Annotated in this window: 19 protein-coding genes and 3 pseudogenes; 7 read left to right on the top strand and 15 right to left on the bottom strand. The window is 59.1% G+C overall.

The genetic code is table 11. The features are described 5' to 3' along the window. Positions 1-48: 48 nt before the first annotated feature. The 7 genes and pseudogenes from AWB78_RS43505 to AWB78_RS16105 form a co-directional block, all read right to left on the bottom strand. Entirely contained in the window at positions 49-492 is a 444-nt protein-coding gene (locus AWB78_RS43505) for a Rieske (2Fe-2S) protein (RefSeq protein WP_074173456.1), read from the bottom strand. Further along, positions 489-881, bottom strand: a pseudogene (locus AWB78_RS16130) (AMP-binding enzyme); the annotation flags it as partial. The pseudogene AWB78_RS16130 and the gene AWB78_RS43505, both read right to left, overlap by 4 nt. Continuing rightward, positions 854-1,678 carry a TauD/TfdA dioxygenase family protein gene (locus AWB78_RS16125; protein ID WP_062605906.1) on the bottom strand — a complete coding sequence of 275 codons (825 nt, stop codon included), beginning with the start codon at positions 1,676-1,678 and terminating at the stop codon, positions 854-856. The pseudogene AWB78_RS16130 and the gene AWB78_RS16125, both read right to left, overlap by 28 nt. A 10-nt stretch (positions 1,679-1,688) precedes the next feature. After that, complete coding sequence (locus AWB78_RS16120; RefSeq protein ID WP_062605905.1) at positions 1,689-2,669, bottom strand: quinone oxidoreductase family protein; 981 nt, start codon at positions 2,667-2,669, stop codon at positions 1,689-1,691. A gap of 86 nt (positions 2,670-2,755) precedes the next feature. Further along, positions 2,756-4,750, bottom strand: a complete 1,995-nt coding sequence (locus tag AWB78_RS16115) for an acetoacetate--CoA ligase (protein WP_062605903.1) — start codon at positions 4,748-4,750, stop codon at positions 2,756-2,758. A 65-nt stretch (positions 4,751-4,815) separates the two neighbouring features. Next, positions 4,816-6,156 (bottom strand): spinster family MFS transporter, encoded by a 1,341-nt coding sequence (locus AWB78_RS16110; protein WP_062605901.1) that lies wholly within the window; start codon positions 6,154-6,156, stop codon positions 4,816-4,818. Between the two features lie 140 nt (positions 6,157-6,296). After that, on the bottom strand, positions 6,297-7,352 hold the full coding sequence (locus AWB78_RS16105; protein WP_062605898.1) for a beta-keto acid cleavage family enzyme: 1,056 nt from the start codon (positions 7,350-7,352) through the stop codon (positions 6,297-6,299). 172 nt (positions 7,353-7,524) lie between these two features. Here AWB78_RS16105 and AWB78_RS16100 point away from each other — a divergent pair, with 172 nt between their 5' ends. Further along, on the top strand, positions 7,525-8,553 hold the full coding sequence (locus AWB78_RS16100) for an AraC family transcriptional regulator (RefSeq protein WP_062605897.1): 1,029 nt from the start codon (positions 7,525-7,527) through the stop codon (positions 8,551-8,553). A 553-nt stretch (positions 8,554-9,106) separates the two neighbouring features. After that, positions 9,107-10,507 (top strand): murein biosynthesis integral membrane protein MurJ, encoded by a 1,401-nt coding sequence (murJ, locus tag AWB78_RS16095; protein WP_062605895.1) that lies wholly within the window; start codon positions 9,107-9,109, stop codon positions 10,505-10,507. Between the two features lie 225 nt (positions 10,508-10,732). Here the strand turns inward: murJ and AWB78_RS16090 are convergent, their stop codons facing one another. Further along, entirely contained in the window at positions 10,733-11,413 is a 681-nt protein-coding gene (locus tag AWB78_RS16090; RefSeq protein WP_232477721.1) for a TetR/AcrR family transcriptional regulator, read from the bottom strand. Between the two features lie 213 nt (positions 11,414-11,626). Between AWB78_RS16090 and AWB78_RS16085 the strand changes: the two genes are divergently transcribed. From AWB78_RS16085 to AWB78_RS16065, 5 genes and pseudogenes are all read left to right on the top strand, one after another. Then, positions 11,627-12,475 carry a fumarylacetoacetate hydrolase family protein gene (locus AWB78_RS16085; RefSeq protein WP_062605892.1) on the top strand — a complete coding sequence of 283 codons (849 nt, stop codon included), beginning with the start codon at positions 11,627-11,629 and terminating at the stop codon, positions 12,473-12,475. A 58-nt stretch (positions 12,476-12,533) separates the two neighbouring features. After that, positions 12,534-13,472, top strand: coding sequence for a VOC family protein (locus AWB78_RS16080; RefSeq protein WP_062605987.1), 939 nt, complete (start codon positions 12,534-12,536; stop codon positions 13,470-13,472). A gap of 89 nt (positions 13,473-13,561) precedes the next feature. Continuing rightward, entirely contained in the window at positions 13,562-15,178 is a 1,617-nt protein-coding gene (mhpA, locus tag AWB78_RS16075) for a bifunctional 3-(3-hydroxy-phenyl)propionate/3-hydroxycinnamic acid hydroxylase MhpA (RefSeq protein ID WP_062605890.1), read from the top strand. A gap of 31 nt (positions 15,179-15,209) precedes the next feature. Next, positions 15,210-16,310, top strand: coding sequence for a porin (locus AWB78_RS16070; protein ID WP_062605888.1), 1,101 nt, complete (start codon positions 15,210-15,212; stop codon positions 16,308-16,310). A gap of 84 nt (positions 16,311-16,394) precedes the next feature. Next, positions 16,395-17,276, top strand: a pseudogene (locus AWB78_RS16065) (MFS transporter); the annotation flags it as partial. Positions 17,277-17,513: 237 nt separating this feature from the next. Here the strand turns inward: AWB78_RS16065 and AWB78_RS49715 are convergent. The 7 genes and pseudogenes from AWB78_RS49715 to AWB78_RS16040 all read right to left on the bottom strand — a co-directional run. Next, positions 17,514-17,747 (bottom strand): annotated as a pseudogene (locus AWB78_RS49715) (IS3 family transposase); the annotation flags it as partial. Positions 17,748-17,921: 174 nt separating this feature from the next. Continuing rightward, the gene (locus AWB78_RS16060; protein ID WP_062605886.1) at positions 17,922-18,977 is read right to left on the bottom strand and encodes an N-acetylneuraminate synthase family protein; all 1,056 of its coding nucleotides are present in this window, start codon (positions 18,975-18,977) and stop codon (positions 17,922-17,924) included. Beyond that, the gene (locus AWB78_RS16055; RefSeq protein WP_082883321.1) at positions 18,964-20,679 is read right to left on the bottom strand and encodes a cytidylyltransferase domain-containing protein; all 1,716 of its coding nucleotides are present in this window, start codon (positions 20,677-20,679) and stop codon (positions 18,964-18,966) included. Before AWB78_RS16055 ends, AWB78_RS16060 begins: the two co-directional genes overlap by 14 nt. Positions 20,680-20,765: 86 nt before the next feature. Next, positions 20,766-21,143 (bottom strand): right-handed parallel beta-helix repeat-containing protein, encoded by a 378-nt coding sequence (locus AWB78_RS49710; RefSeq protein ID WP_374729473.1) that lies wholly within the window; start codon positions 21,141-21,143, stop codon positions 20,766-20,768. Between the two features lie 858 nt (positions 21,144-22,001). Further along, positions 22,002-22,733 carry a WecB/TagA/CpsF family glycosyltransferase gene (locus tag AWB78_RS16050; RefSeq protein ID WP_269768937.1) on the bottom strand — a complete coding sequence of 244 codons (732 nt, stop codon included), beginning with the start codon at positions 22,731-22,733 and terminating at the stop codon, positions 22,002-22,004. A gap of 7 nt (positions 22,734-22,740) precedes the next feature. After that, positions 22,741-23,874 (bottom strand): hypothetical protein, encoded by a 1,134-nt coding sequence (locus AWB78_RS16045; protein WP_198399280.1) that lies wholly within the window; start codon positions 23,872-23,874, stop codon positions 22,741-22,743. A gap of 19 nt (positions 23,875-23,893) precedes the next feature. Continuing rightward, entirely contained in the window at positions 23,894-24,883 is a 990-nt protein-coding gene (locus AWB78_RS16040; protein ID WP_062605878.1) for a glycosyltransferase family 52, read from the bottom strand. Positions 24,884-24,931: the final 48 nt, after the last annotated feature.

Below are 24,931 nucleotides of genomic sequence, written 5' to 3'. Positions count from 1 at the left end.
AGTCTAGCAGGCCGGAAGAATTGCACGCGGTTCACTGAGTCGTTTCCGTCATGTTCCCGCCACAGGCCTTCCCGCCTCGATTGTCCCGGGCGTTGTCCGCGGCGGGCGGGCGCTACATTGCCGCATTACCGGCCCATTCGCGGCATGGGCCAGTGGTCGCCAGCTTCGGTCTGCAAGATCACATACCTCCCATCTCGCGCACGGGAAACGTGTGCAGGCACAGCCCGCCCTCCCTTCGTCGGGTTCGGCCAGGTCAAACTTCAACCCATGGGCGGGACATCGCAACACCGTTCCGTCGATACAGCCGCTCGCCAGCGATGCGCCGTTGTTGGGCCAGGAATTCTCAATGGCGTGGATCGTCCCTGCGACGTTGAACATAACGACGCTCTTGCCCTTGGCGAAGACAAGCTTGCGTTGGCCGGGGGAAAGCTCAGTCGCCAACGCGACCGGCACCAGATTCGGCGCGCTGCTTGGCTGAGCTTGATCAGTCATGCCAAGCCTCGCTCACGAAGCAACTTCTTGTTGATCTTGCCCACGCTGGTTTTCGGGATTTCCGCGACGAAGGCAATGCGCTCCGCATCAGGCACCGCGTATTTGCTGAGCCGCTTGGCATCAACATGCTGCATCAGCCGTTCACGAATCGCCTCAACGCACACGCCCATTTCCGCATCGCGAACGACGAACGCCATGGGCCGTTCTCCCCACTTTTCGTCGCGCACGCCGACCACCGCACATTCCTGCACGCCGGCCACGCCCGTGATCAGGCTCTCGACTTCGATCGATGACACCCATTCGCCGCCCGTTTTGATCACATCCTTGATGCGGTCGACGATCTGGATAAACCCGTCGGGCGTCATGACCGCGATATCCTGCGATGGCAGGGCGGATAATCCATGACGGCGTAGTGCTGCGTCGCGCTGTTGTCCCAGATTGCGACGCTGTTGGGCTTCCAGCGCCAGCGCACCTGGTATTCCGGAATGGACGCCTGACTGATCAGGTAGCGCAGCAAGTCCGCGGCCCCCGGGTTCGCATCGGCGCCGTAGCGCACCCGCGCCGGGGTGTGGAAGTTGGTGAAGTGGGTCGTGAAGACGTTGACGTAGAGAACCTTTTCGCCGGTTTCGGGGTGCGCGCGAACGACCGGGTGTTCTGCGTCCGGGTATTGCGCCTTGAGTGCCAGCCGCCTGTCGATCGGCATGATCGCGCCGAACACCGCCTCGATGTTGTGACGCGCACGCAACTCGGCGATCTCCGCCTTGACATGTTCGGGCAGTTTTTCGTAGGCCAGCACCATGTTGGCCCACATGGTGTCTCCACCGACGGGCGGGCACTCGACGCAGCGCAGTACTGCGCCGAACGGCGGCGCCTCGCGCCAGGTCGCATCCGAATGCCAGGCGTTTTCATACCGGTCATTCGGCTGCTCGGGCGTGCGGTAGATCCGCACGAGACCGGGATGCTCGGGGTCGCTTCCTGCTACCGGATGGCCCTCGAGATCGCCGAAGCGCCGGGCGAACGCTACGTGCTCTGCGCGGCTGAATTCCTGGTCGCGCAGAAACAGAACGCGATGCTTCAGCAGCGCCGCGCGGATCTCGGCGAAAAGGCCTTCGTCGTGAAGGGCGTCTGCCAGCTTGACGCCGGTCAGTTCGGCGCCAAGGGCGTAAGTCAGTTGTTCTATACGCATCGTTTCTTCCTCAGATCACGAAGACCGACGAGCCGGTCGTCTTGCGCGACTCCAGATCACGATGAGCGTTCGCGGCCTCCTCCAGGGCGTAGCGCTGGTTGATCTCGATGCGGATGCGGCCCGATGCCACGTGGCCAAACAGCTCGCCGGCAAGGTCCGCCTTCTCGGCAGGATCGGCGATATAGTCAGCCAGCGCCGGACGGGTCAGGTACGGCGAGCCCTTGAAGGCAAGGATCTGCGGATTGAACGGCGGGATCGGGCCCGACGCGGTGCCGACGCAGACGACCAGGCCCCGGCGTTTGACCGAGTCGAGCGAGGCCTCGAAAGTGTCCTTGCCGACGCTGTCGATCACGACGTTGACGCCCACGCCATCGGTCAACTCACGCACCCGCGCGGCGACCTTCTCATGGCTGTAATTGATGATGTGGTCGCACCCATGGGCGCGGGCAACCTCGGCCTTGGCTTCACTGGAAACCGTGCCGATGACCGTCAGCCCGAGCAGCTTCGCCCACTGCGACACGATCAGCCCCACACCGCCGGCCGCCGCGTGCAGCAGGATGGTGTCGCCTTCCTTGAAGGCGTAAATGCGGCGCATCAGGTAAGCCGAGGTGAGGCCGCGCATCGTCATGGCTGCGGCCGTATCACAGGCAATGCCCTCGGGCAGCCGGATGAGCGGAGCCGCAGGAATGAGCCGCTCCGAGCAATACGCGCCGAGCGTGTTTGCCGCGCCGGTATAGGTCACGCGATCGCCGACCACCACATTGGTCACTCCCGGCCCCACCGCTTCCACCACGCCGGCGGCCTCCGTCCCGATGCCCGAGGGCAGCGGCGCCGGATACAGGCCCGTGCGAAAGTAGATGTCCGCAAAGTTGAGGCCGACCGCCTCTTGGCGCAACTTGATCTGACCCGGTCCGGGTTCGCCGACCGTCACGTCCTCATAGCGCAGGACCTCAGGACCACCGGTTTCATAAAAACGAACAGCTTTTGCCATGATTTGTCTCCTTGATTCATCGTCTGAGTAGGGGCGCCTCAGCTGTGTGCCGGATCGGCACCTCGTCGCGGGCGCGCAAATATTGATTACCGTGCCATCGCGGTGCGATCGGCGGCAAACTGGGCGAACCAATCCAGGCTTTCCGGATTCGCCATGGTGTCCGGACTGGCCACTTTCACCAGCGGCTGCCCGAGCAGCAGCTTCTTGATGGGCAGTTCCATCTTCTTGCCGGACAGGGTGCGCGGAATCGCCGACACCTGGAACACGTCGTTCGGCACGTGCCGAGCCGAGAGCGCGACCTTGATACGCTGGCGAATGCTCCCGGTGAGCGCGGGCGTCAGTTCGGCACCCGGACGCAACACCACGAACAGGGGCATGTAAGACTCTCGGCCGAGGTACTCGAGATCCACGACCATGCTGTCCAGCACCTCGGGCAACTCTTCCACGGCCCGGTACAACTCGCTGGTCCCCATGCGGATGCCGTGGCGATTGATCGTGGCGTCCGAACGGCCATAGATGATGGCGCCACCTCTCGAGGTGATGCGGACCCAGTCTCCATGGCGCCAGACTCCGGGATACATGTCGAAGTAGCTGTCGCGGTAGCGTGCGTTGCCCTTGTCGTTCCAGAAACAAAGCGGCATCGACGGCATGGGTGCCGTGCAGACCAGCTCACCGACCTCGTCGACCACTGCGTTGCCTGCGTCGTCGAAGGCCTCCACCCGCGCGCCCAGGCAGCGCGACTGCATTTCGCCAAGGAAGACGGGCAGCGTGGGCACGCCTGCGACAAAGCAACCGGCAAAGTCAGTGCCGCCGGAGAGTGCGTTGATCCAGATCGGGCCGACGCGATCGAGGATCCACCGGTAACCTTCCGGCGACAGCGGAGAACCGGTCGAGCCGATGGCGCGCAGTTGGGACAGATTGGCCACGTTGCGCGGCTCGATGGCGGACTTTTCACAAGCCTGGAAGTACGCCGCGCCCGCACCGAAGACATTCACCTCCGCCTCACCGATGAATCGCCACAGCGCATTCATGTCGGGATAGCCCGGATTGCCGTCGAACAGGCACACAGTCGCGCCTGCGAGCAATCCGCCGACCTGCAGGTTCCACATGATCCAGCCGGTACTGGCCTGCCAGAAAAAGCGGTCGCCGGCATGCAGATCCAGATGGAGCGTGGTGAGCTTGACGTGCTCGAGCACGATGCCGCCCTGCGAGTGAACGATGGGCTTCGGCAGGCCGGTCGTCCCTGAGGAGTAGACAATCCACAACGGATGGTCGAATGGCACGTGCTCGACGTTAAGCGGCAGCGCGTGCTTGGAAATCGCTTCGGCCCACGTCACCACGTTGGAAAGTCCGTGGTGATCGTCCTGGCCACGCAGCGTCGGAACGACGACGACATGCTCGACGCTCGTCAACTGCTCAAGCAGCGTGCGCAGTACCGGTCGACGATCGAATTCCCTGCCGCCATACCGATAGCCGTCGACGGCGATCAAGACCTTGGGCTCGATCTGGCGGAAGCGATCCAGCACCGCCAAGTCCCCCATATCGGGCGCACAAGCCGACCAGATGGCACCGATGCTGGCCACGGCGAGAAACGCAACGATCGCGTGCGGGGTATTGGACAGGTACGCGGCAACCCTGTCGCCCCGAACTACACCCATGCCGCGCAAGGAGGAAGCCAGGCCCGCAACCTGCCGTTCCAGTTCGGCCCAGCTGATTTCTCCCGCCTCTCCCGCCTCGTCGCGGTAGACAATTGCGGGCCGGCCCGCTGCGGCGTGTCGAAACACCTGTTCGACGTAATTCATCTGCACGCCCGGGAACCACGCAGCGCCCGGCATGGTGGCGTCAGCCAGTGCGACGCTTGGCTTCCGGATCGACGGGATGCCCGCCCAATCCCACAGCGCCAGCCAGAAGGCGTCGATCTCGTCGACGGACCACTGCCACAAGGCGTCGTAGTTTGCGAATGACAGGCCGCGCTCTGCTTCGAGCCACCGCATGAATTGCGTGACGCGGGCGTGGTCGATGACGTCTGCAGACGGCGACCAGGCAGGCGTCAGTGCATCAACGTTCAGGGTCGGACTCATGGAAATGCTCATTGCTTGGCTACCGATAAGGGTTTCTTTACAGTCAAGGAACATGGTTGCGCGGCTCAGGCCGATACCGTCATCGGGGACGTCGATGAGGTCGCGACATCCAGGCGGATATGCTCCACCTTCGCCAGTTCCGATTCGTAGGTACGCGTGGCCAGCAGGAAACACAGGGCAGCGAACAAACCGAAAGCGGGCATGACGGCGAGCGCCACCTGCAGGCCAAAGGCATCGGACAGCAGGCCACCTACAAAGGGACCGACAGCCAAGCCGAAGAGATTCTGGAACAGCGCCAGAATGGCGGCGCCAGTGGACCGGACACCCGGATGAATCACGTTGAGCACCACGGTGGCGGTGGGCGCCACCGTGCACATCATCAGGAAACCACCCAGGGCGATCAGCAGGAACTGCAGGTTCGCGGACATCGTGCAGCCAAAGGCCGTCACGAAGACCAGCAACGTGGCCGTGCACAGGATGGCCATCATCACCAGTTTGTTGCGCGGCCGGCGAACGGCGAGTCGGTCCGCTATCACGCCCCAGATGACCGAGCCCACCGCGCCGCACAGCACAATCACCGCGGCCAGCATGCCGGCGTGATCCGAGGCAGCGCCGTGATAACGGTGGAAATAGCTCGGAAGCCACGACCAGATCATCGACACGACGACGAGTTGAAGCGCGGCGCCTAAGCAGGTCCACCACACCGTGGGCGAACCGGCCAGTGTCGAGACGATTTGCCTCGCAAAGCTCCGCACGGAGTGCCGTGCGTGGCCAACGCGCGGGGCGAGTTCCACAGTCTTATAGTCCGGCACAAGCAGGTACAGGAAAGCCAGGAGCAGGCCCGGAACGCCGACGACACCGAATGCCGCCTTCCATCCCCAATGGGCCGCGACAACGCCACCCAGCATTACGCCAAGCACGGAACCGAGCGAGGCCGCCGCAAAAAAGGCGCCAAGCAGTGTGGTACGCAGTCGCTTCGGAAACAGGCTGGCAATCAGGGCGCCGCCCACCGAGCCATAGCCGGTCTCGCCAAGCCCGACGATGGCGCGCGCTGCGAAGAGCTGTCCGAAGTTGCGCGCGAACATGCAGGAGATCGTCGCCAGGCTCCAGACCGTCGCCATCACAAAGATGCTCTTGACCCGGCTGACGCGGTCAGCCATCAGCGCGACAGGAAGGCCGCCAGCCGCCACGACGATCGAGATGATCGACACAAGGCTGCCAAGCTGCATGTCCGACAGACCCCAGGCGGCCTTCAGGTGCGGAAACAAGGACACGATGACCTGACGGTCGATGTAATCGAACAACATAAGTGCGAAGGTCATCGCGAAGGCGAACCAGGCCTGACGCCGACTGACAAGATAGCCGTCGCGGTCGTCCGAGCGCGGCGCGGCGGAGTGTAAGTTCATGATTGATGTCTCCGAGGCGAGGCTCTTTCATGGAGAACCTCTTTCTGTCTGGCAGTCTCACAACGAAACCGGAAAAGTCGTTACTTCATAAGGATGGCGAAGCAACCAGGGCACTGGAGTCTCGACGTGCGATCGTTCTCTCAGGCAGCGCGCAGCGGAACGCCTCGGATGCCTGGCTGGCGGTTGGGCGCCATGCCGTTCGCGGTCAGCGTCTCGTCGATACTGTCGTACCAGGTACCGATGCGGTAGATTTCGCGGGCTTCCTTGCCGGTGGCGATGTCGCGGCCGAGCTCATGGGCAACGCGCACGCACTGCTTGATTTGCTGCACGGACGTCATGCGATTGCCGCGCTGATCGGTCAGCGTGTCCTCCGTCCCGACGCGAGGATGGAATCCCATTGCCATCGACATCATGTTAAGCGGCAGCACGTTATGCAGAAGAGACTCCGAAGTGACGCAGACGCCGTCGGCTGCACGCTGCAGGAGGTACATGAAATTGTAGGGATTGGGGCCGTCGGCGCCGCCGGCGATGCCGATCCAGGTCAGGTTGACCGGGCCTTTGTAGATGCCGCGGCGGATCATGCGTTCGATCGTGTCGTAGGAGTGAACGCCCGCGAGCTGGAAGTGCGGCTGGATACCGGCAGCCTGCAGGCGCCGCAAGTGCTCTTCAACCCAACCCGGGCCTGCCGGAACAGTCATCTCGCGATAGGCTTGCTGCAATGCCGGCTCGGCGAGCGAGGTTCCTGCCACGGCATCCGGCGTCATCAACTCCATGATGTTCATCTGCGTGGTATTGATCGCGATCGTCACCTGGTCCGGTTTCGGGTCCAGTTCCGCGAGCATGTGGCGGGTGTCGTCGGACAGCCACTTCGCGGCCTGGCCTTCGTCTTCCGGTGCGAAAGAAATCGAGCCGCCGACCTGGATGATCATGTCGGGCACTGCCTTGCGCACGCCGGCGATCAATTCGTTGAACTTGGACAGGCGCTTCGAGCCTTTGCCATCGAGTTCGCGCACGTGCAGGTGCAGCACCCTCGCCCCGGCTTCATAGCAGTCGACGGCCTTTTGAATCTGCTCGTCCATGGTGACTGCAATGTCTTCCGGGAAATCGGCAGGCATCCACTCCGGGGCGTAAGGGGCGACCGTGATGACAACCTTCTGCTGGTTTGCGGGGTGAAGCGAATCGTCGAGGAATTGCATGGAATGGGCTCCTTGGGTGTTGGGCACCGATGTCGGCTTGCCGTTGGGTGCATGGCTACACTGTAGGCCGCCCTTGCGATAGACTTTTTCGTTACGGCGCCAGTTATTTTCGTTTTGGCGCCAGTAGGGAAAATACCAACCACGCGCTCGAGTGCTTTAAAGTGCACGGCTGATGTGCCGAGGAGATCGCAAAGTGGCAGAGCCGATGGTCCGTGCCAGAGCGTTGAACGGCTACTTGCAGGTGGCCCGGCGACACGGTCTCGCGCCCCAGGAACTGCTGAAGCAGGTGGGGCTCGATGCCGCTGTCCTGCCCAATCTCGAGCATCGCATTCCAATCACAGCCGTTTGCCAGCTGCTGGAAAGTGCCGCGTCGAATGCGCAGTGCCCCACGTTCGGTTTGGAGATGGCCGACACCCGCCAGCCATTGGATTTCGGCATGCTCGAACTCATGCTCTCGCACAAACGCACCCTGCGGGAAGTACTGCTGGCGGCGGTTCAATATCGCCACCTGCTCAACGAAGCGCTGGCCATTTACGTGGAAGCGGGCGCAAGCACGGTCGTGATCCGCGAAGAGATCATCGCCGACCAAGGGATTCCGACGCGTCAGGCTACGGAACTTGCCATTGGGGTTCTGGCCCGCACCTGTGTCGCCCTCCTGGGAGAACACTGGCAACCACGAGGCGTCTACTTCGCCCATCCCGGGCCGGCCAGCGTGAATTATCACCGGCGTTTCTTCGGATGCCCCGTGGCGTTCGACAGCGACTTCAATGGCATTGCGTGCGCCGCCGAGGATCTCGACCGGCCAAATCCGAATGCCGACCCGGAACTCGTGAGGTATGCGGAAAGCCTGGCCAGCCCGCTGAACTTGTCAGAGGCGCATTCGATCGTCCTGGATGTCCGCAAGACCATCTACCTGCTGTTGCCCATTGAGCAAGCTGCCGTGGACCAGGTTGCAAGCCACCTTCATCTGAGCGTACGCACAATGCAACGCCAACTCGGAATGGCCGGTACCAACTTCTCGAATCTGGTCGACGAGGTTCGCCGCGAGCTCGCAGTTCGCTACCTGACCAATCGGCGTTTTCCAATCGGGCGCGTGGCGATGCTGCTTGGCTATCCCCGACAGTCAACCTTCACGCAATGGTTCACGGCGAGATTTGGCACATCACCTCGCGCATGGCGGAATCAGCAATTCAGGAAGTGACTGGTTTCCTGAACGTGCAGCCGCCTTGGCGCAGCGGAAGGCAACCGGAACGATGAGTTGGCACGATAGCCGGATCCTGTGACAAACACCGAGCGCGCTATCGCGCTCTCCGTGCTCTTCACTCGCGAGGTACAGGCGCGCACCCTGCTTCGATACTGACCTCTCTCCCGGCTCATAGCTCGCCACGCGTGGTTGCCGTGATACGCCAAGCGCGACGACTCGGCTCTGCGATGTTCCGGTCGTATCGGTCCGCTGCAGATGCCCATGGGCTGGCAAACGACCTGCAGAGTTACGCGAAGGTGAAAGCATCTCGAGTTTCGAGCGCGAGCCACGGACCCTGTCGTATCAAATGATGTAAGGGAGCGTAAGAATGCGTTACAACCCGCCGCACGGGCGTGTGATAAAAAGATTGACGCGGCGGTTGTCCTCGCCTTGGGGAAATGAAGCACTGGCAGACCATCCCGCTGGCTTCCGAGTCGTCCAACTATAACTAGACGCGCACGTACCGGCGTCGATTCTTTTCGACGAAAAGCTTCAGTGTCGGAGGCACATAATGCTGACCCCAGCGGTCGAATCGGTAAGACAGCGTTTTCGGGGCATTCATCAGGACCACAAACGGATTGCACGAAGCGCGGTCGTCCTCCTTTTCTTCGTCCTGATGGGAAAATGCATAGGCGCATCGAAGGAAATGGCGATCGCCTATCGATATGGGATCAGCGGAGTCGTCGACGCCTATCAGCTTGCGCTAACGCTCGTCACATGGCTTCCGACGATGATCACGAACCAGTTGAGCGTCCTGCTCGTTCCCGCGCTCGTCGCATTACGCAAGGACAAGTCGGCGCAGAATGGATTTCTAGGCGAACTCGAAGGCATGGGGCTCGTCGTCGGCCTTGCTTCGTGTCTGTTGCTTTTTCTCTTTTGGCCATATATGGCCGAGCTCGTCGCGAAGAATCTTGCGGGGTCGACCCGGGAAACGGTCCGGCAGATGATCATCGGGATGGCGCCTGCCGGCGTTCTGACCTTCACGATCTGCATCTCGTCGTCACGGTTGCAGGCTTCGGGGCGGCACATCAATACCCTGCTCGAATGCGTGCCGGCCATTGGCCTGCTGGTTTTCGTACTGGCTGCGCGCAACGATGAGTCGATCATGCCGCTCGTGCTGGGCACGTCGATCGGCTTCGTGATTCAGGGTTTGTGGCTGAGAGTGCTGGCGCGGCGCGCCGATGCATTGTCCGCCATTCCGCGCGTTTCGACGCGTGCGCATCAATGGCCGAACACTGTGCGGTCGATGGGCACGCTCATGATCGGTTCGGTCGCCGCGGGCTTGTGGCTCCCGGTGGATCAATACTTCATGGCGCAGCAGGGCGATGGCGCCATCGCCACGCTCGGTTACGCGAACCGCTTGCTCTCGTTGCTCCTCAGCATGGGCGCGCTCGCTATCGGCCGCGCGACACTGCCAATACTTTCGGAGATCCTTTTTCAAGGAGACCACGCCCGCGCGCGTAGCACCGCATTGAAATGGTCGGGCGTCATGCTGACGGTCGGAGTCGTCGGCGGCTGCATCGCGTACGCGCTCGCGCCATACGTCATCAAGCTGCTCTTTCAGAAGGGCGCTTTCACGGCGAAGGACACCATCGCCGTCACGAACCTGTTTCGCTTTGGGCTATTGCAGGTGCCGTTCTACTTCGGCATGTGCGTGCTGGTCCAGTTGTTCGCGAGCGAGAGGCGTTACCGGACGATATCCGTCATTTCCGTCCTGGGCTTCGTCGTCAAGATTGCCGGCAACGTTATACTGGCCCGCCTTTACGGTGCACAGGGAGTGCTCCTCGCCACAGGCGTCGGCGCCGCAAGTGTGCTTGCATGTTACGTCTTTGGGACGCGATACATTCCGCCGGTTGAGGATGCAAGCCGGCACCGAGCACGCCCGCGCAATGATGCACACCGCGACGAATAAAGGTTTGGTTGTTTAAAGTTTATCTGCTCGCTGCTGCCAGCTTTCGGCGACCCTCCGGCTTTTCACTCCGGACTTCTGCACTCGACCTTATTGGGACGTTGCAGCCATCGAATCGAACGACCGCCTTCCAGGGGCCTGTGCGGCCGTTCCTTGCGCCGCGACTTCCCACTGGGCTTCTTTTTCTCTTAAAGGACGCGACGCACGCTTTAGAACTCTTCGTGCGCCCTAACTCGTTGGGTCACGATGAAGATCGCCGCCTCCGTCCGCCAATGCATCAACCCGCTCAAAGATGGCGCCGCGAGGCGCCGGAGGATCAGCGATCGGCGCGTAGGCCAATTTTCGCGCTTCCTTCGCTCCGATTCCGAAGGCGCGCATGAGCGCGTACATGGACTGCTCGGCGTAGTCGACAGGCGCGTCGTCAGATAGCAGCGTGTCGATGCCGTACATGATCGAGCCAAGCGCAATATCGCGCGCGACGACCACGTCCGCGACGTCGAATCGACCCGCATCCAGAGCCATCTGCAGATCGCGGATGAGGTACTCGTCGAGCAAGCGGCCTCGCGAACCCCGTTTCGTGCCCACGCGCGTGATGAACGCGCCCCACAGCGGATAGCGTGCGGCCATGCCCATGTAGAGGCGCGAACCCACCACCACGCGCTGCGCCGGATCGTCGATGGCGCGCACCAGCGGGTCGATCACCGCGAGCACTTCGTCACTGCTTTCGCCTGCCACCGCCGACAGCAATTCCGCCGTCGTGCGGAAGTAGTTGTAGAACGTCCCGCGCGCGACGCCCGCCGCAGCGATGAAATCGTCGATCGTCGGCGCGTCCGCACCCTTCTCCGCAAAAACGCCCAGCGCGCTTTCGATCAGACGAATGCGTGTCTTCTCGCGCCGCAATGCGCCCACGCGGGTTCGATGATTCTCGATCGAATCTGTCGCTTCCATTGACTATCCCTTTGATCTGGCTTGATTTTAGCAGCGCATGCGGCCTGCGGGTTTGTCCTATGCCGATTCATATTGACGATATCGTCATTTTGCTTAGAATTGAAAATGACAAATTCGTCAATTCGAGAATCACACAACCCCGGGGCGGCTGCCTCGGGTGAACAGGAGACAAATATGCGGTTCATCAGTTTCGAAAAGAATGGCAAGGCAACCCTCGGCGTTCGCGATGGAGATCATGTGCGCGTGATCGGCGACGAGCCGCTGGAGTCGCTTCTCGCTCGCGGCGTCCGTCTCGATGAGTACGCGAAGACCCACGCGACGGAAGACAAAGTGCCGGCCGCCGGCCTGAAGTTTCTTCCGCCGCTGCAAAAGCCGCCGAAGATCGTGTGCGTGGGTCTGAACTACGCCGATCACACGAAGGAAAGCAAGTACGAACAACCCGATTACCCGACGCTTTTCCTGCGCGTCAACACCAGTCTCGTCGCGCACGAGCAGCCGATGATTCGCCCGGGCGTGACCGATTGCGAAGGGCTCGACTACGAAGGCGAGGTCGCGGTCGTGCTGGGCACGGGCGGCCGTCACATTGCGACGGAAGACGCGCTCTCGCACGTCGCAGGCTATGCGCTCTTCAACGACGGCTCCGTGCGCGAGTATCAGTTCAAGACGCCGCAGTGGACCGTCGGCAAGAACTTCGATGGCACGGGCGCGTTCGGTCCCGACCTCGTGACCGCCGACGAATTGCCCGCGGGCGCGAAAGGTCTGCTGCTGGAAACACGCGTGAACGGCGAAGTGGTTCAGTCGGCGAGCACCAGCGACATGGTCTTCGATGTCGCGACGCTCATCAGCGTGATCAGCGAGGCCATCACGCTCGAACCGGGCGACGTGATCGTATCCGGCACGCCATCGGGCATCGGCTGGGCCCGCACGCCGCGGCTTCTGATGAAAGCAGGCGACGTGTGCGAAGTGTCGGTCGAGAAGATCGGCACCCTGCGCAATGTCATCGCCGACGAAGCAGCGCACTGATTCCTTATCCGCGGAGCCGGTCGCAGAGCCGGCGTTCATCGAACATGGAGACACGGTCATGAGCGACCCTGCCGTAGCATCCGCATGCGCGAGTGTTCACTCGATCGATCACTTCGCGCTCAACGTTCCCTCGCTCGCCGACGCCGAGCGCTTCTTCAGCGCGTTCGGTCTCGATGTGGCGGCGAACACAGCCGAACTCGAATTGCGCGCAGCCGATGGCCATCGCTGGGCGCGCATCCTTCCCGCATCGGGAAAGTCACTCGCATATCTCAGTTTCAACTGCTTCGAAGAGGACTTCGCGGCGATCCGCAATCAGGTGGTGGCGGCAGGTGCGGACCTGGTTGCCTCACCCGATCGAGGCTTCTGGTTCCGCGATCCTGACGGCAATCTGATCCAGGTCAAGATCGGCCCGAAGACGACGCCATTCGACAAGACGCCGTGCGTCGTTGAATCGAGCAACGCGGATGAGCGCGGCGCGCACATGCGCTCGGAAGCGAAGACCGTGCGTCCGCGACGTCTTTCTCACGTGTTGCTGTTCTCGCCCGACGTCCTCGGTGCGCTCGACTTTTACGGCAAGGCGCTCGGCCTGCGTTTGTCGGACAAGTCGCTCGACATCATCGCGTTCACGCATGCGCCGCACGGCAGCGACCATCATTTGGTCGCGTTCGCCAAGAGCAGCGCGCGCGGCTGGCATCACGCGGCGTGGGACGTCGATAACGTGAATCTCGTGGGCCAGGGGGCGTCGCAGATGGCCGCCGCCGGTTTCACTAAGGGCTGGGGCACAGGCAGGCACGTGCTGGGCTCGAACTACTTCCACTACGTGCAAGACCCGTGGGGTTCGTTCTGCGAGTACTCCGCCGACATCGATTTCGTGTCCGCAGGCAAGACGTGGCCCGCCGGCGACTTCGCGCCGGAAGACTCGCTCTATCTGTGGGGCCCGTCGGTCCCCGACGACTTCATCCATAACACCGAAGCCGGCGTCGCTTTCAAAGACTGACCGCTTCATACCCTTTGCATCGATTCGATGACTGCCGGTTCATCCGGCGTCAGGGCACAACTCGCTCTTTTTTAAGCAGGTGAACTGAAATGACAGATCAAAACATTCTCGACGTCGCGATTGTCGGATACGGACCGGTCGGGCAATCTCTTTCGATATTGCTCGGAGAACGCGGCTATGACGTTGCGGTCTTCGATCGCTGGCCTTCGCTGTATCCGCTTCCGCGCGCCGTTTTTCACGACCACGAGATCCGCCGCATCTTTCATGCGATGGATATCGGAGAGGACGTCGAGCGCATCTCGCAGCCGTCGGCGAAATATCAGTGGTTCAACGCGGACTGGAAGACGCTCGTCGAGATCGACTGGTCGGCGGAATCGATCAGCGATGGCCCGGTGGGCTACCTCTTCAATCAGCCGTCGCTCGAAGCGCTGCTCGACAACAAGGCGAAGTCGCTGGCGAATGTCTCGGTACAACAAGGCTGGGAAGCCACCGCACTGCGACAGTTGTCCGACTGCTGCGAACTGACCCTGCGTCGCGGCGTCATGAACGGCGCGAACTGGGAGCCGACCGGCGAGACCCAGACCGTGCGCGCCCGCTACGTCGTCGGGGCCGACGGCGCGAACAGCTTCGTGCGCAAGTCGCAGCACATCGAGTTCGACGATCTCGGTTTCCAGGAAGACTGGCTCGTCATCGATCTGAAGCCCAACGACGGCGTGAAGCTCGACGTGCCCGACATCGGGCAGTGGTGCAACCCTGCCCGCCCGACGACGATGGTGCCGGGCGGCCCGGGCCTGCGTCGCTGGGAGTTCATGCGCCTGCCGCACGAGTCGATCGAAGACCTGCAAAAGCCGGAGAAAGTGTGGGAGCTGCTGTCGCCGTGGGTCACGCCGGAGAACGCGACGCTCGTGCGCCATGCCGTCTACAAGTTTCGTTCGCTGATCGCGAGAAACTGGCATAGCGGGCGCGTGGTGCTCGCGGGCGACGCGGCCCATCAGATGCCGCCGTTCATGGGCCAGGGCATGTGCTCCGGCATCCGGGACGCATGGAATCTCGCCTGGCGTTTCGATCTGATCCTCAAGGGCATTTCATCGGACCGTCTGCTCGAAAGCTATACGCCCGAGCGTCGCCCGCAAGTGCGTGCGGTGATCGACGCATCCATCGCGATGGGACAGGTCGTTTGCATCTCCGATAAGGAAGAGGCGGCTCGACGCGACGAAGCGTATCTCGCCGGCGAAGTGCCTGCGCTTGCGCCGTTCCCCGGCCTGACCGAAGGCATGATCTGCAATGACCCCGCGTTCGCCTGCGAGGGCGTCGCCGGACTGCTGAGCGTACACGGCCAGGTCAGGAACCTCGGCGAAGCATCCCGCTACGACGAGGCGATGCCCAACGGCTTTCACGTGATCGCACTCGATGCGCATCCGAACCAGTATCTCGACGAGCGGGACAAGGCGGCTCTCGCTGCCATCGGCGGGCATTCGATCGGCATCACGACCGACGCGGGCAAAGCCGTCAAGGATCGCGTGCTGCTCGACGTCAGCGGCAAGTATCAGCAGTTCTTCGATGAGCACGACGTCAAAGCCATCGTCGTGCGGCCCGACTTCTACATCTTCGGCGGAGTGACGACGCTTCAGGATCTGCCGTCGTTGCTGAGCGATCTCGTATCGCGGCTTGCGCTTGCCGAATCCATCGATGCGGCCGTTTCCTGAACTCGAACAATAAAAATCGCTGGAGGGAAACATGAGGAAGACACTTTTGGCGCTGGTCGCGGCATGCGCACTCGCCACGCACGCTCGAGCGCAAAGCAGCGTGACGCTGTTCGGCATTCTCGACGTCGGCGTGAGCTATGTGAGCAACGAAAACGGCAGTCACAACTTCAAAGCCGACGACTCGATCTGGACGCCAAGCATCTGGGGCATTCGTGGCGTCGAAGATCTGGGCGGAGGCTACAGGACCTTGTTCGAGCTTGCGTCGCAGTTCTCGGTGAACAGCGGCGCCGGAATCCCGGGACCCAACGCCGACTTCAACCGGCAGGCTTTCGTCGGCTTGTCGAAGGACGATGTCGGGCGCATTACGTTCGGCCAGCAATACAACCTGATGGCCGACTTCCTCTTCTTCCCGCCCGCGAAACTGGATGGCGCCTTCACCTATGGCGGCCTTTACAACATGCGACAGGGGCCGTTCGCCGCGCTCGGCATTCCGCAGAATCCGACCGGCTCGTTCGACTTCGATCAGACCGGCGGTACGTCGCGGGTGTCGAATTCGGTCAAGATCGTGTCGGCCACCCTCGCAGGTTTGAGACTCGGCGCGATGTACGGCTTCGGCAATACGCCAGGCTCGTTTTCCGCGAACAACACGATCGGTTTCGGCATGAACTATGCGATCGGCGGTTTCGGTATCGCGGCCGCTTACAACGAAACGAAGTACGCGGCGCTGAACGACGGTCACGACGGAATCCGCAATTTCGGAGGCGGAGTCAGTCAGACCATCGGCGGCGTGTTTCTCAACGCGCTATACACGAACACGCGCAATACGCTGACGGGCGGCGTCGTGCAGGCGGTTCAGGTCGGAGCGCTGTACACGTTCATGCCGGACATCAGGTTCGGCGCGAACTATCAGTACATGAAGGGCAACGCGCAGCTCAGTCATAACAGGGCGCAGCAGGTCACGGGCGCAGCGCAGTATCTTCTCTCCAAACGCACGACGCTCTACGCCGAAGCGGTCTGCCAGTGGACCGGTGGCGATGTCGAAGGCGGACACAACGCCTGGATCAACGGTACGGCTCAATCGAGCACGACGCATCAGGTCATCGGCCGCCTCGGCCTGCAGACCTCTTTCTGACACGTATTCCCTTCTCGAAGCGTGCGCGAATCCCTCGCGCACATTGGATCGTCGCGTTTAAAAGACGCCGCTTATCGATTGGAGATGGCAAACATGGAACACAACAACGGATTCAGATGGGATACGGCTTATGAGTGGAAAGCCGTGGCCTTGCTGTCCCTCGGCTTTGGACTGGTAGGCATCGATCGGTTCATGATCATGCCGCTCTTTCCCGTCATGATGGCGGAGCTGCACCTCGACTATCAGGACCTCGGGCACATTACCGGGGCGCTCGCCGTCGCATGGGGAATCTCCGCGATATTCATGGGCAACCTCTCCGACCGCATCGGTCACCGCAAGGTGATCATTCCAGCCATCGTCGTGTTCTCGCTGTTAGCGGGATTGAGTGGTCTTGCTACCGGCGTCGGCTCGCTGATCCTGATCCGCGCGGTAATGGGCTTTGCCGAAGGTGCGTACACGCCTGCGAGCATCATCGCGACCCTGGACGCATCCAGGCCGACGCGTCACGGGCGCAACATCGGCATTCAGCAGATGGCGCTGCCGCTTTTTGGCTTGGGCATCGCGCCGATTCTCGTGACGCAATTGCTCAAGGTGTTGCCGTGGCACTGGATTTTCGCGGTCGTGTCGATTCCGGGTTTATTGGTGGCTTATCTGATGTTCAGAGTGCTGCGTAATACTCGACCGACGGCTGCCGCATTGCACACGGCGACGGACGATCTTTACGCCCACAAGTGGACCGATGTCTTTCGCTACCGCAACATTCCGTTGAATATCGTCGGCATGCTGTGCTGGCTGACGTGCCTCGTCGTGCTGAGCGCACTGTTCCCGAGTTACCTGATCGATTATCTGCACCTGAGCATGCAGCAGATGGGCTACGTGCTTTCTGCGATCGGCTTCGGCGGCACAATCGGCACACTCGTGATGCCCGCTCTATCCGACCGACTTGGCAGAAAGCCGGTCATGATCTTCTCGGTGATCGGCGCGGCTGTCTTTCTGTTCCTCCTCATGCGAACCGGTGCGAATCCGACGACGCTCTTCATCTACTGATGATGGGCGCTGGCACTTCGGCCATTGCCGATGTTCGACGAGGCCCGCGTGCGTGTCAGCAATATGGCGCGTTGCCGACGGGTACCAACTCTGATTTGTGCCTGTTGGTAACGGCAGCGGCGTACGCTCGACAGCCGCAATACGCTTGCGTCGCCGCTTGCGCACGCTCAGTCCTGCCTTGCTGTACAGGCGCCAGATGCGCTTGTGGTTGGAGAAGCAACCATCCCGCTGAAACAGTACGTGAATCCGGCGATAGCCATAGCGGTGCTTCTGAGCAGCGGTGACCATCATGCGGCCAGTCAGTGCTTCGTCGTCAACTCGGCGGCGTGATTCGTCGTGGAACAGCGAGCGCGAAATCCCTACCAGCCCGCAGGCCCGGATAACACCCATGGCGCGTTCGGTCATCAATATTTCGACCGCTTCGCGCTTGGCCTGCGGGTTTGCTACTTTCGAGCCAGCAGGTCCTTCAGCGCAGCGTTGTCGAGCATCGATTCGGCCACAACAGGCGCTTGAGCTTGTTGTTCTCCTGCGCCAGTTCCTTCAGGCGTTGCGCTTCGGAGACTGTCACCCCGCCGAACGTTCCAGATTCCTCCACGCCAAGGGCCGATCTTCGGAAACGTCCTGGTTCAGTTTCGCACCGATCACGTCGTCCCAGAATATCGGACTGATGCCATGGGCGGGCCGCTTTACCGTTATGTCAGTCGCGCGAATGACATGGCCCGCCTTGAGGTCCTTATCCGCCACGATGCTCCGTCGGGCATGTTGCCGGGCCGCTCGCTGACTATCTAGCCCCGCTCCGACGGTGCCCTGGAGTGTTCTGAATAGCGACAGCCGATCCGTGAAACTGGCAAGATCCGATTTGTCCATTGCATGATAGTGGTCGTTGCCTTCCAGCGACTTATCGTACGTGAAGTGCTTTTCAAGGATCACCGCCCCTTGCAGCGCCGCAAGCTCCAATGCCGGCATGCTTGTCAATGGAGGCACATGGTCAGAATATCCCACCTCCGTGTCCGGGAATGCTCTCTTCAATGCGGCGATGTTCCAAAGCTGCGCGTCATTCGGCGGTGTTGGGTAATTCAAGACACAGTGCAGCAGAGCAATGTCAACCGCACCGGCCTGACGCAGGGTCGTCACAGCAAACTCAACTTCTGCAATTGTGGACGCTCCTGTGGACATAATGATCGGCTTTCCGGTCTCGGCAACTTTACGAAGCAGTGGTACGTTGGTGATATCCGCTGAAGCGATCTTAAATGCCGGGACAAGGGGGCACAATTCGTCGACGGCTTCGTCGTGAAACGGTGTTGACAGGAAGTGAATTCCCCGCCGTTCACAATAATCTGCAAGTTGCTTGTACTGCTGCGGTCCAAAGGAGTCGAATTTTTTAAAGAGCGCGAATTGGCTCGACGTAGGCTCCTTGCTCGTGTCCCAATATGCCGGGCTATAACGCGACGCAAGTCGTTCCGCCTTGTAGGTCTGAAATTTGGCGGCGTGCGCACCAGCCTCCGCGGCTTCGTCGATCATTCGCTCCGCCAAAGCCATCGAGTTGGCATGGTTCACACCGATCTCAGCGATGATGTACGGATCGAGATATTGGCCAATCTTGAAGTTATCGATTTGCATGCTGCTTCTCCAAAGTTTTTAGCAAAGCAAAAATTCTTGAGACTACCCGGTGCTTACCTTTCGTCAGGTCGACCGTCGTCATCTTGTCGACCATTACGCGGCGGATGTCGGCCGAGCCAATCAAGGATTCGATCGCCGCAGTGATCACGTCGTCCGTAACCTCCGAGTGGAGGCCGAGATTGACCACGCCATTGGCGTCCGAAGCGAACGTGTGCGTCGTCTCGCGTTCATTCTGACAAATCACCATTGTCGGCACGCCCACCGCCGACAACTCGAGGACGGTGCGACCACCGGATGTAAGAGCCAAGTCCGCTGCTAACATAAACTCGGAAATCTTGCGAGTACTGGTGAGCCATCTCACGTGCTTATGAAGCGACTCACGTTCAATCAAGCCGGAAAGGGCTTCTCCATGGCAGTAACCGGGCCCAGCGACAATGTCAACCTGGATATCTCTCTCTCTAACAAACGGAGCGCAAAGAGTCAGGAGCCGCGAGGTCAGGTCATTTTCGTCAACGCCCCCAAATGTTATGAGGATCCTTCTCACTTCATCGGATATTTTTTTCGACGGAAGGTGGATGAACTCATCGCGAAGGCAGAAATATTGCTCACCAATAAGGTGTTTTGGCGAAGCATCCTGATGGGGATACAACGCATTAACAACGACATCCGCGTGCAAAGCCCCTTCACCCAAGTCTTCGAAATTGACAACCGCCGCCCCCGCCTCCTTCAGCGCCTTTATGTACGCGGCTGAAGTATTCAGAATGTCGTTCACGACCAAATCCGGGCTCAGGTCAAGAACGGCTCTTTGCAGACCGCCATCAGCCGCAACGACGACTCTGTAGTTGCGCTCTCTTATGACCTCTGCGGCCAACTCATCTCGATTTTCGCAGACAAATACTATTTCATGGCCGACGAACTCGCTGGCGATCATAACTGCACGATAGGCATGACCAAGCCCGAGTTCTTTGCGTCCGACTATTGGAAAGACCACCGTTTTGCGCGCGAGAATGGCTTCGCAAATAAAGAAATCAAGATCCGAGTCGATATCAATGCTGCGCTCCGGCGGCAGTACCGCAAGTTCGACACGCTTTCCGATCCGGCTTCCAGACTTCAGTACGTTACGTCTGCAGGCGATGACAGCCCCGGTCTCCTTGTAGCTTTCAGGTAACTGCTGACGATTGACTCGTCGTTGATATTTTGGAATAGCGAACCCGGCGTCACGCGTCCAGCACAGATGTCGATCATCGACCACCGAAAGCACGCTATCTACGTCGCCCGACGCGTCAAATTTGCTGAGCGAGTTCCTAATATCGTCGGAATTGACCAACGGCGAGGTGGGCTGTACGGTCATAACGATGTCGAATCGCTTTTCCAGCATCCGTTCGACAACGTCCACAGCATGCTCAATGACGGGATCCAACGTTACAGAATCCTGCCCAAGCCCATGGGGGCGCATGATAACCCGCGCGCCGAATCGTTCAGCGATCAAGCCAATCTCTTCGTCGTCAGTGGTTACGACCACTTCTTCGAACGCTTCCGAATCAATACATGCCCGAATAGCGTAGTAAATCAACGGCATTCCGAAGAGCGGCCTAAGATTCTTACGAGGAACCCCCTTCGAGCCGCCACGCGCCGGAATTACCGCGATCGATGATGCACACTGCCTTACGCCGCGCCCCAGCGTCATTTCACACGTATTCATTCTGTCTATATCCAAAGTAGCCAATTATTATTTTTTTCGTTCCCTTTTTCAGCAGATCATCGTCGACTGACCCGCTCGTAAAAACATCAGTCGGTCCAACTCTGACTTCCTCGTCTGTTGCTCCTACTCACATATCTCTTCACGGAAGCGCCAGGCGATTTGCTGCCGCCGTCAGCTATTCTTATACCGAATCCCCCGTTATCTTCCGCTTCAAAACTCGTCACATCGACGTCCGCAGATTGAATGAGTAGGCCATCGGCGCTATTTGCAATCGAACGACCTGACAGCCGAGAGCGATCGCTTCTGAAAAAGTGTATGCCGGGCCCCTCGTTAGAACTCGCTTCCGAGTCCAAGATGACCGTTTCCGGTGAGGACGAGGCTACGAAGCCCCCGTTGCGATTCTTTCCCAAGCTAAGCCGAGCGAACACGTTACTTCGGTTCGCAAATCCGTCACCACCACTCATTCGGCAGCCAGAACCGATGTTTTCTTCCGCTCGAAGGTCTACGATTACGTTCGACGAGGCTCCATTTCCGAGATAGAGCCCGCCATATCCGTCATGGTGCGTTCCGTTTCCATTACACGTGATTGATCTTAGCGAATTGCACCGACCGCCATCGCCAGTTCGCGAGACAATTCCGTCGATCATAACTCCCGCTTCGTGGTTATCGTTGCACGTCGCCTTTGCGATAAGATTGTCCTGTCCACCATTGATCGTGATGCCAATTCGATTTCCGCAATACTGGCCCCCTTTGATAATCGTGCGAGTGCACGACCGTCCGAAGATGGAGATTCCCGCGCCATCAGGACCAACGGATCCGCTAACGTACCCTATCGAAACAGCGTTTCTCTGTGACGTGTTTTCTCCGGAGCACGAGATTTCGACGCCCTTGTTTCGCGTTGCCGATATAGAAACGCCCTCAATTTCGCAATCGCTGCTATTACGCACCGCAATTCCGGACTGTCGATCATTCATTCCGTCTCCAACGAGCCTCGTGAACCGAACTCGCGTACGAGTTACGCCTTCCAGTAACAAGGCGACGTCACGACAGCGGTTGTAAACGGTACCGAGGAAGATCAGTTCAATTCCGGACGGAAGAGCAAGCGATTCCCACAGGGTGACGTCATTTGAGACCGTTAAAGTCTTTTGACCCCGCGATACGGCGTTATGAAATGCCCGCTGCAGATCTGCAGCTTCTAACGGTCCTCTCGAGTCCAGAACCACATGATCCTGCATGCGAGACGCAGCTTTCGCCGTCTCGCAGAAGCTCAACCCTGTTAGGACCGATATGAACGCTTTATTGAAATTTCGCCGGTTCATGTGTCAAGAATTCTCTGACCTTCGACTAACTCGCAAGCCAGCAGCGTCCTTCATTAATATCAGCATTGCGATTGGATATAAAAGAAAATATCGTTTAAGAAGCCTAGGTTCATCGAAAATTCGAAACAGCCACCGCAAATTCCATCGATTGATCCAGGAGGGGTAGTATTCAAGGCCGCCCTTCGCAATTTGATGAATGAACCCTCCACACGAATATCCCTGCCCGTCCCAACCACGTCCCGCCAATGCCGCAAGAAATCGCTCCTGCTTTATGGCGCCCATACCGCAAATCACGATGTCCGCACGAGTCTTGATAATTGAATCAATAAGTGACTGCTCCTCTTCCTGGTTAAAGTAGCCGTGATGTGTGCCACAAAACTTAAGCTGCGGGAATCTTTCCAAAATGCTTTTTGTAGCCACATCGAGGTGATCTCGAGTCGTGCCCACGAGAAAGACACTTTTGCCCTTCCTTTCGGCGTGACGAAGCACGTCCCTTGCGATGGACGTCATATCGAAGCTCAATCTAGGCGTATTACATACCCCCATCCAGCGCAATATCACGCAAAGTGAGAAACCATCAACTCCGATTACGTCAAACTTCTCCAGAACCGACCCATGAGACCGTAGCAGAAAATAAGAATAGGGATTGAGGAAGGTACACAAACGCGCTGACAGAACGTCGCTTGGTCCCTCGGCAATCTTCCTACTATTTCTTCTAAGCGCGTTCAGGTGCACGGCAGCCTTATTTGGCTTCACATGCCCCCCGGTGTCTCATCGTCGAGCAGTTCAAGTATGCGGCGAAAAGCAGGATCATTCCCGGTACCTGAAACATGTTATGCATCGATAGAAGCGTTGAATTCAAAATAACGAATGGGCCAATAAGTAAGCTGTACCACCGGGTATGCATATCGCTTGGAGCATCGGAGCACCTGTGCGCCTTGTAGATGAGATAGACAAACAGCAGCAGGAAGAATATTGAATAGTCGTACCAGTAGCGAAGCAAGTCAAAATGCGTGATATAGCCGGTCAAACGCTCCGCCGCGCCCGCGCCAAATCCCCCCAAAAAAAAGTTGTTCCGCAATCCGAGGAGAATGGTCAAATACCATCCAGAACGAGTTTCGAGGGAACCGCCATCCGCTCCTTTCTGCGCAAATATCCGCGACGTGCTCGCATCGCCCGATCCGCTAGAATCGTATATATCTGCCGCAACCAGAGCTAACGCCGCTGCACCGAGGGCGAGAATGACGAAATATGCGGTACGGCCTCGCGAAACTGTTTGCCCCGACACCAAGAGCAACATCTCATAGACAGCAAGGGTCGCTAACGGGCTTCGAGTTCCGGATAAAACGATACAGCCGACAGAAAGAGCGCAAAAAAGGGCTGTCCAAAGATCACCAACTCTTGCATTCCGAACAATTAGATATGCAAGAAGCACGCTATTCGCAAAGATGGGTGGCGACGTGGAGAATCCCGGAAATCTTCCGTCGTATCCTTCGAGACCGCCGGCCACTCCTAGCACTGGGAAGACGAGCAAACTGAAAAGCGCCAGATACATGGCGAACGTGGTTCCGTCAATCTTCTGGCCCTTCAAGTCCTGGCGAAAAATCAAAAAAGAGAGCGCAAGTAGTGTTAAATAAATGAAATCCCGAAACATTTTCTGAGGTTCGTTGTCCGCGATTCCGGCCAGCACCATCATCAGAACCAAAGCGAATCCAATTACACCAAGCAGCCAAATCGGCGCACGTGCCCTGAAGGCGAAAATCGTAGCGACGATTGTGAAGACGACCATCGCAACCTGCGGATTAAACTCACCGGCAACCGTGAGTCCGCGAGACAGCGCAAGGAAGCCGTCGACATTGACGATGCTGGTCGTCACCCCAGCCAACAAAATGGCGTTAAGCGTCCGTCTTCTCATAGTCCGATAGAAGCTCTGATTCGGTCACAGTTCTTATTTTTCTTGCCTGCATAGCGATGCTCAAGGAGCTGGCTTGCTCGACGGCGTCGTTGGCGTTCAGATTGATAACGTCCACGCCCGGAACGAATGCGAGGTTGAGCAAGGCGCTGCTTTTGAAGCCGATTACCCGAACATTCGCATACTGCTCCAGCAATCCGAGAACGAATTCTTCCGCGACCAATGGTGTTGTTTCGGCAACGTCGCGTAGCGGAGCATAAAACGACAAGTTCGCGCTCCGCGGGTGAGGTAGAAAATGGTCCACGCCGTACTTACGGAAAACGGCTCGGTCGAGACGTTCGCCTTCCTCGCGACTCTTTAAAGCATCCTCTACCAGGGCGTGTCCTACATACACCGTCACCTTCCCCTCGCCCGGCTCCCTGGAGAATCGTTGATTGATGAGCAGAGGGATCCGCCTGGTTTGCCTCGCGAATTTCGAGTAGACGTTCGGCTCTTCATAGATGGAGAAGTGAACATCAATTTTCCGAATAACGTTGCGATAAAGATAACGTGGCGCCAGGGTCGAAAACAATGTTTTTCCGGCCGCGGATTCGCTCATATCGTAAAAATATCCGGAAGAGGCGATGTTTCCGCTGCCGTCGTCAAACGTCTTGAACTGTTTGATTCCGAATAGGTATGCCGCCCATCGTGAATGCGCATGCTTAATATTTCCGCAGAACAGCGTGCGGGGCTTCAGCGGCATCTGCCTAACGCGCCATCTCGCGATGACGAACGGATCGCGCCAGTCGTGAGGAAGTCGCAACAACTCACCGCCATAGGTGGCACTTTCCGCCAACCTACGGAAATAGAAATCGTGTCGATCGGAGTCATTGAAGCAGATGTATAGAAGATAGAATTCTCCAAGTTCTCCAAGCGCGACGAGCCGCTCCGCAATCAACACGTGCAGAGGCGTATAGCAGATCAAAAGATTCATATGAATACGTATTTTGGGAGACTAGTTCCGACCGTGTCCATGACTCAA

The organism is Caballeronia calidae (assembly GCF_900044055.2).
Classification (GTDB): domain Bacteria; phylum Pseudomonadota; class Gammaproteobacteria; order Burkholderiales; family Burkholderiaceae; genus Caballeronia; species Caballeronia calidae.
Note: the sequence above shows the minus strand (reverse complement) of the source record. Positions and strands in the feature narration are given on the sequence as shown.

Coding starts and splice junctions, on each gene's coding strand:
- AWB78_RS16105 (WP_062605898.1), bottom strand. CDS start 7,352: ATGCAATTCCTCGACGATTCGCTTCACCCCGCAAACCAGCAGAAGGTT.
- murJ (WP_062605895.1), top strand. CDS start 9,107: ATGCTGACCCCAGCGGTCGAATCGGTAAGACAGCGTTTTCGGGGCATT.
- AWB78_RS43505 (WP_074173456.1), bottom strand. CDS start 492: ATGACTGATCAAGCTCAGCCAAGCAGCGCGCCGAATCTGGTGCCGGTC.
- AWB78_RS16070 (WP_062605888.1), top strand. CDS start 15,210: ATGAGGAAGACACTTTTGGCGCTGGTCGCGGCATGCGCACTCGCCACG.
- AWB78_RS16085 (WP_062605892.1), top strand. CDS start 11,627: ATGCGGTTCATCAGTTTCGAAAAGAATGGCAAGGCAACCCTCGGCGTT.
- AWB78_RS16125 (WP_062605906.1), bottom strand. CDS start 1,678: ATGCGTATAGAACAACTGACTTACGCCCTTGGCGCCGAACTGACCGGC.
- AWB78_RS16100 (WP_062605897.1), top strand. CDS start 7,525: ATGTGCCGAGGAGATCGCAAAGTGGCAGAGCCGATGGTCCGTGCCAGA.
- AWB78_RS16060 (WP_062605886.1), bottom strand. CDS start 18,977: ATGCAAATCGATAACTTCAAGATTGGCCAATATCTCGATCCGTACATC.
- AWB78_RS16110 (WP_062605901.1), bottom strand. CDS start 6,156: ATGAACTTACACTCCGCCGCGCCGCGCTCGGACGACCGCGACGGCTAT.
- AWB78_RS16120 (WP_062605905.1), bottom strand. CDS start 2,669: ATGGCAAAAGCTGTTCGTTTTTATGAAACCGGTGGTCCTGAGGTCCTG.
- AWB78_RS16040 (WP_062605878.1), bottom strand. CDS start 24,883: ATGAATCTTTTGATCTGCTATACGCCTCTGCACGTGTTGATTGCGGAG.
- AWB78_RS16115 (WP_062605903.1), bottom strand. CDS start 4,750: ATGAGTCCGACCCTGAACGTTGATGCACTGACGCCTGCCTGGTCGCCG.
- AWB78_RS16080 (WP_062605987.1), top strand. CDS start 12,534: ATGAGCGACCCTGCCGTAGCATCCGCATGCGCGAGTGTTCACTCGATC.
- mhpA (WP_062605890.1), top strand. CDS start 13,562: ATGACAGATCAAAACATTCTCGACGTCGCGATTGTCGGATACGGACCG.
- AWB78_RS16055 (WP_082883321.1), bottom strand. CDS start 20,679: ATGAATACGTGTGAAATGACGCTGGGGCGCGGCGTAAGGCAGTGTGCA.
- AWB78_RS49710 (WP_374729473.1), bottom strand. CDS start 21,143: ATGAGTGGTGGTGACGGATTTGCGAACCGAAGTAACGTGTTCGCTCGG.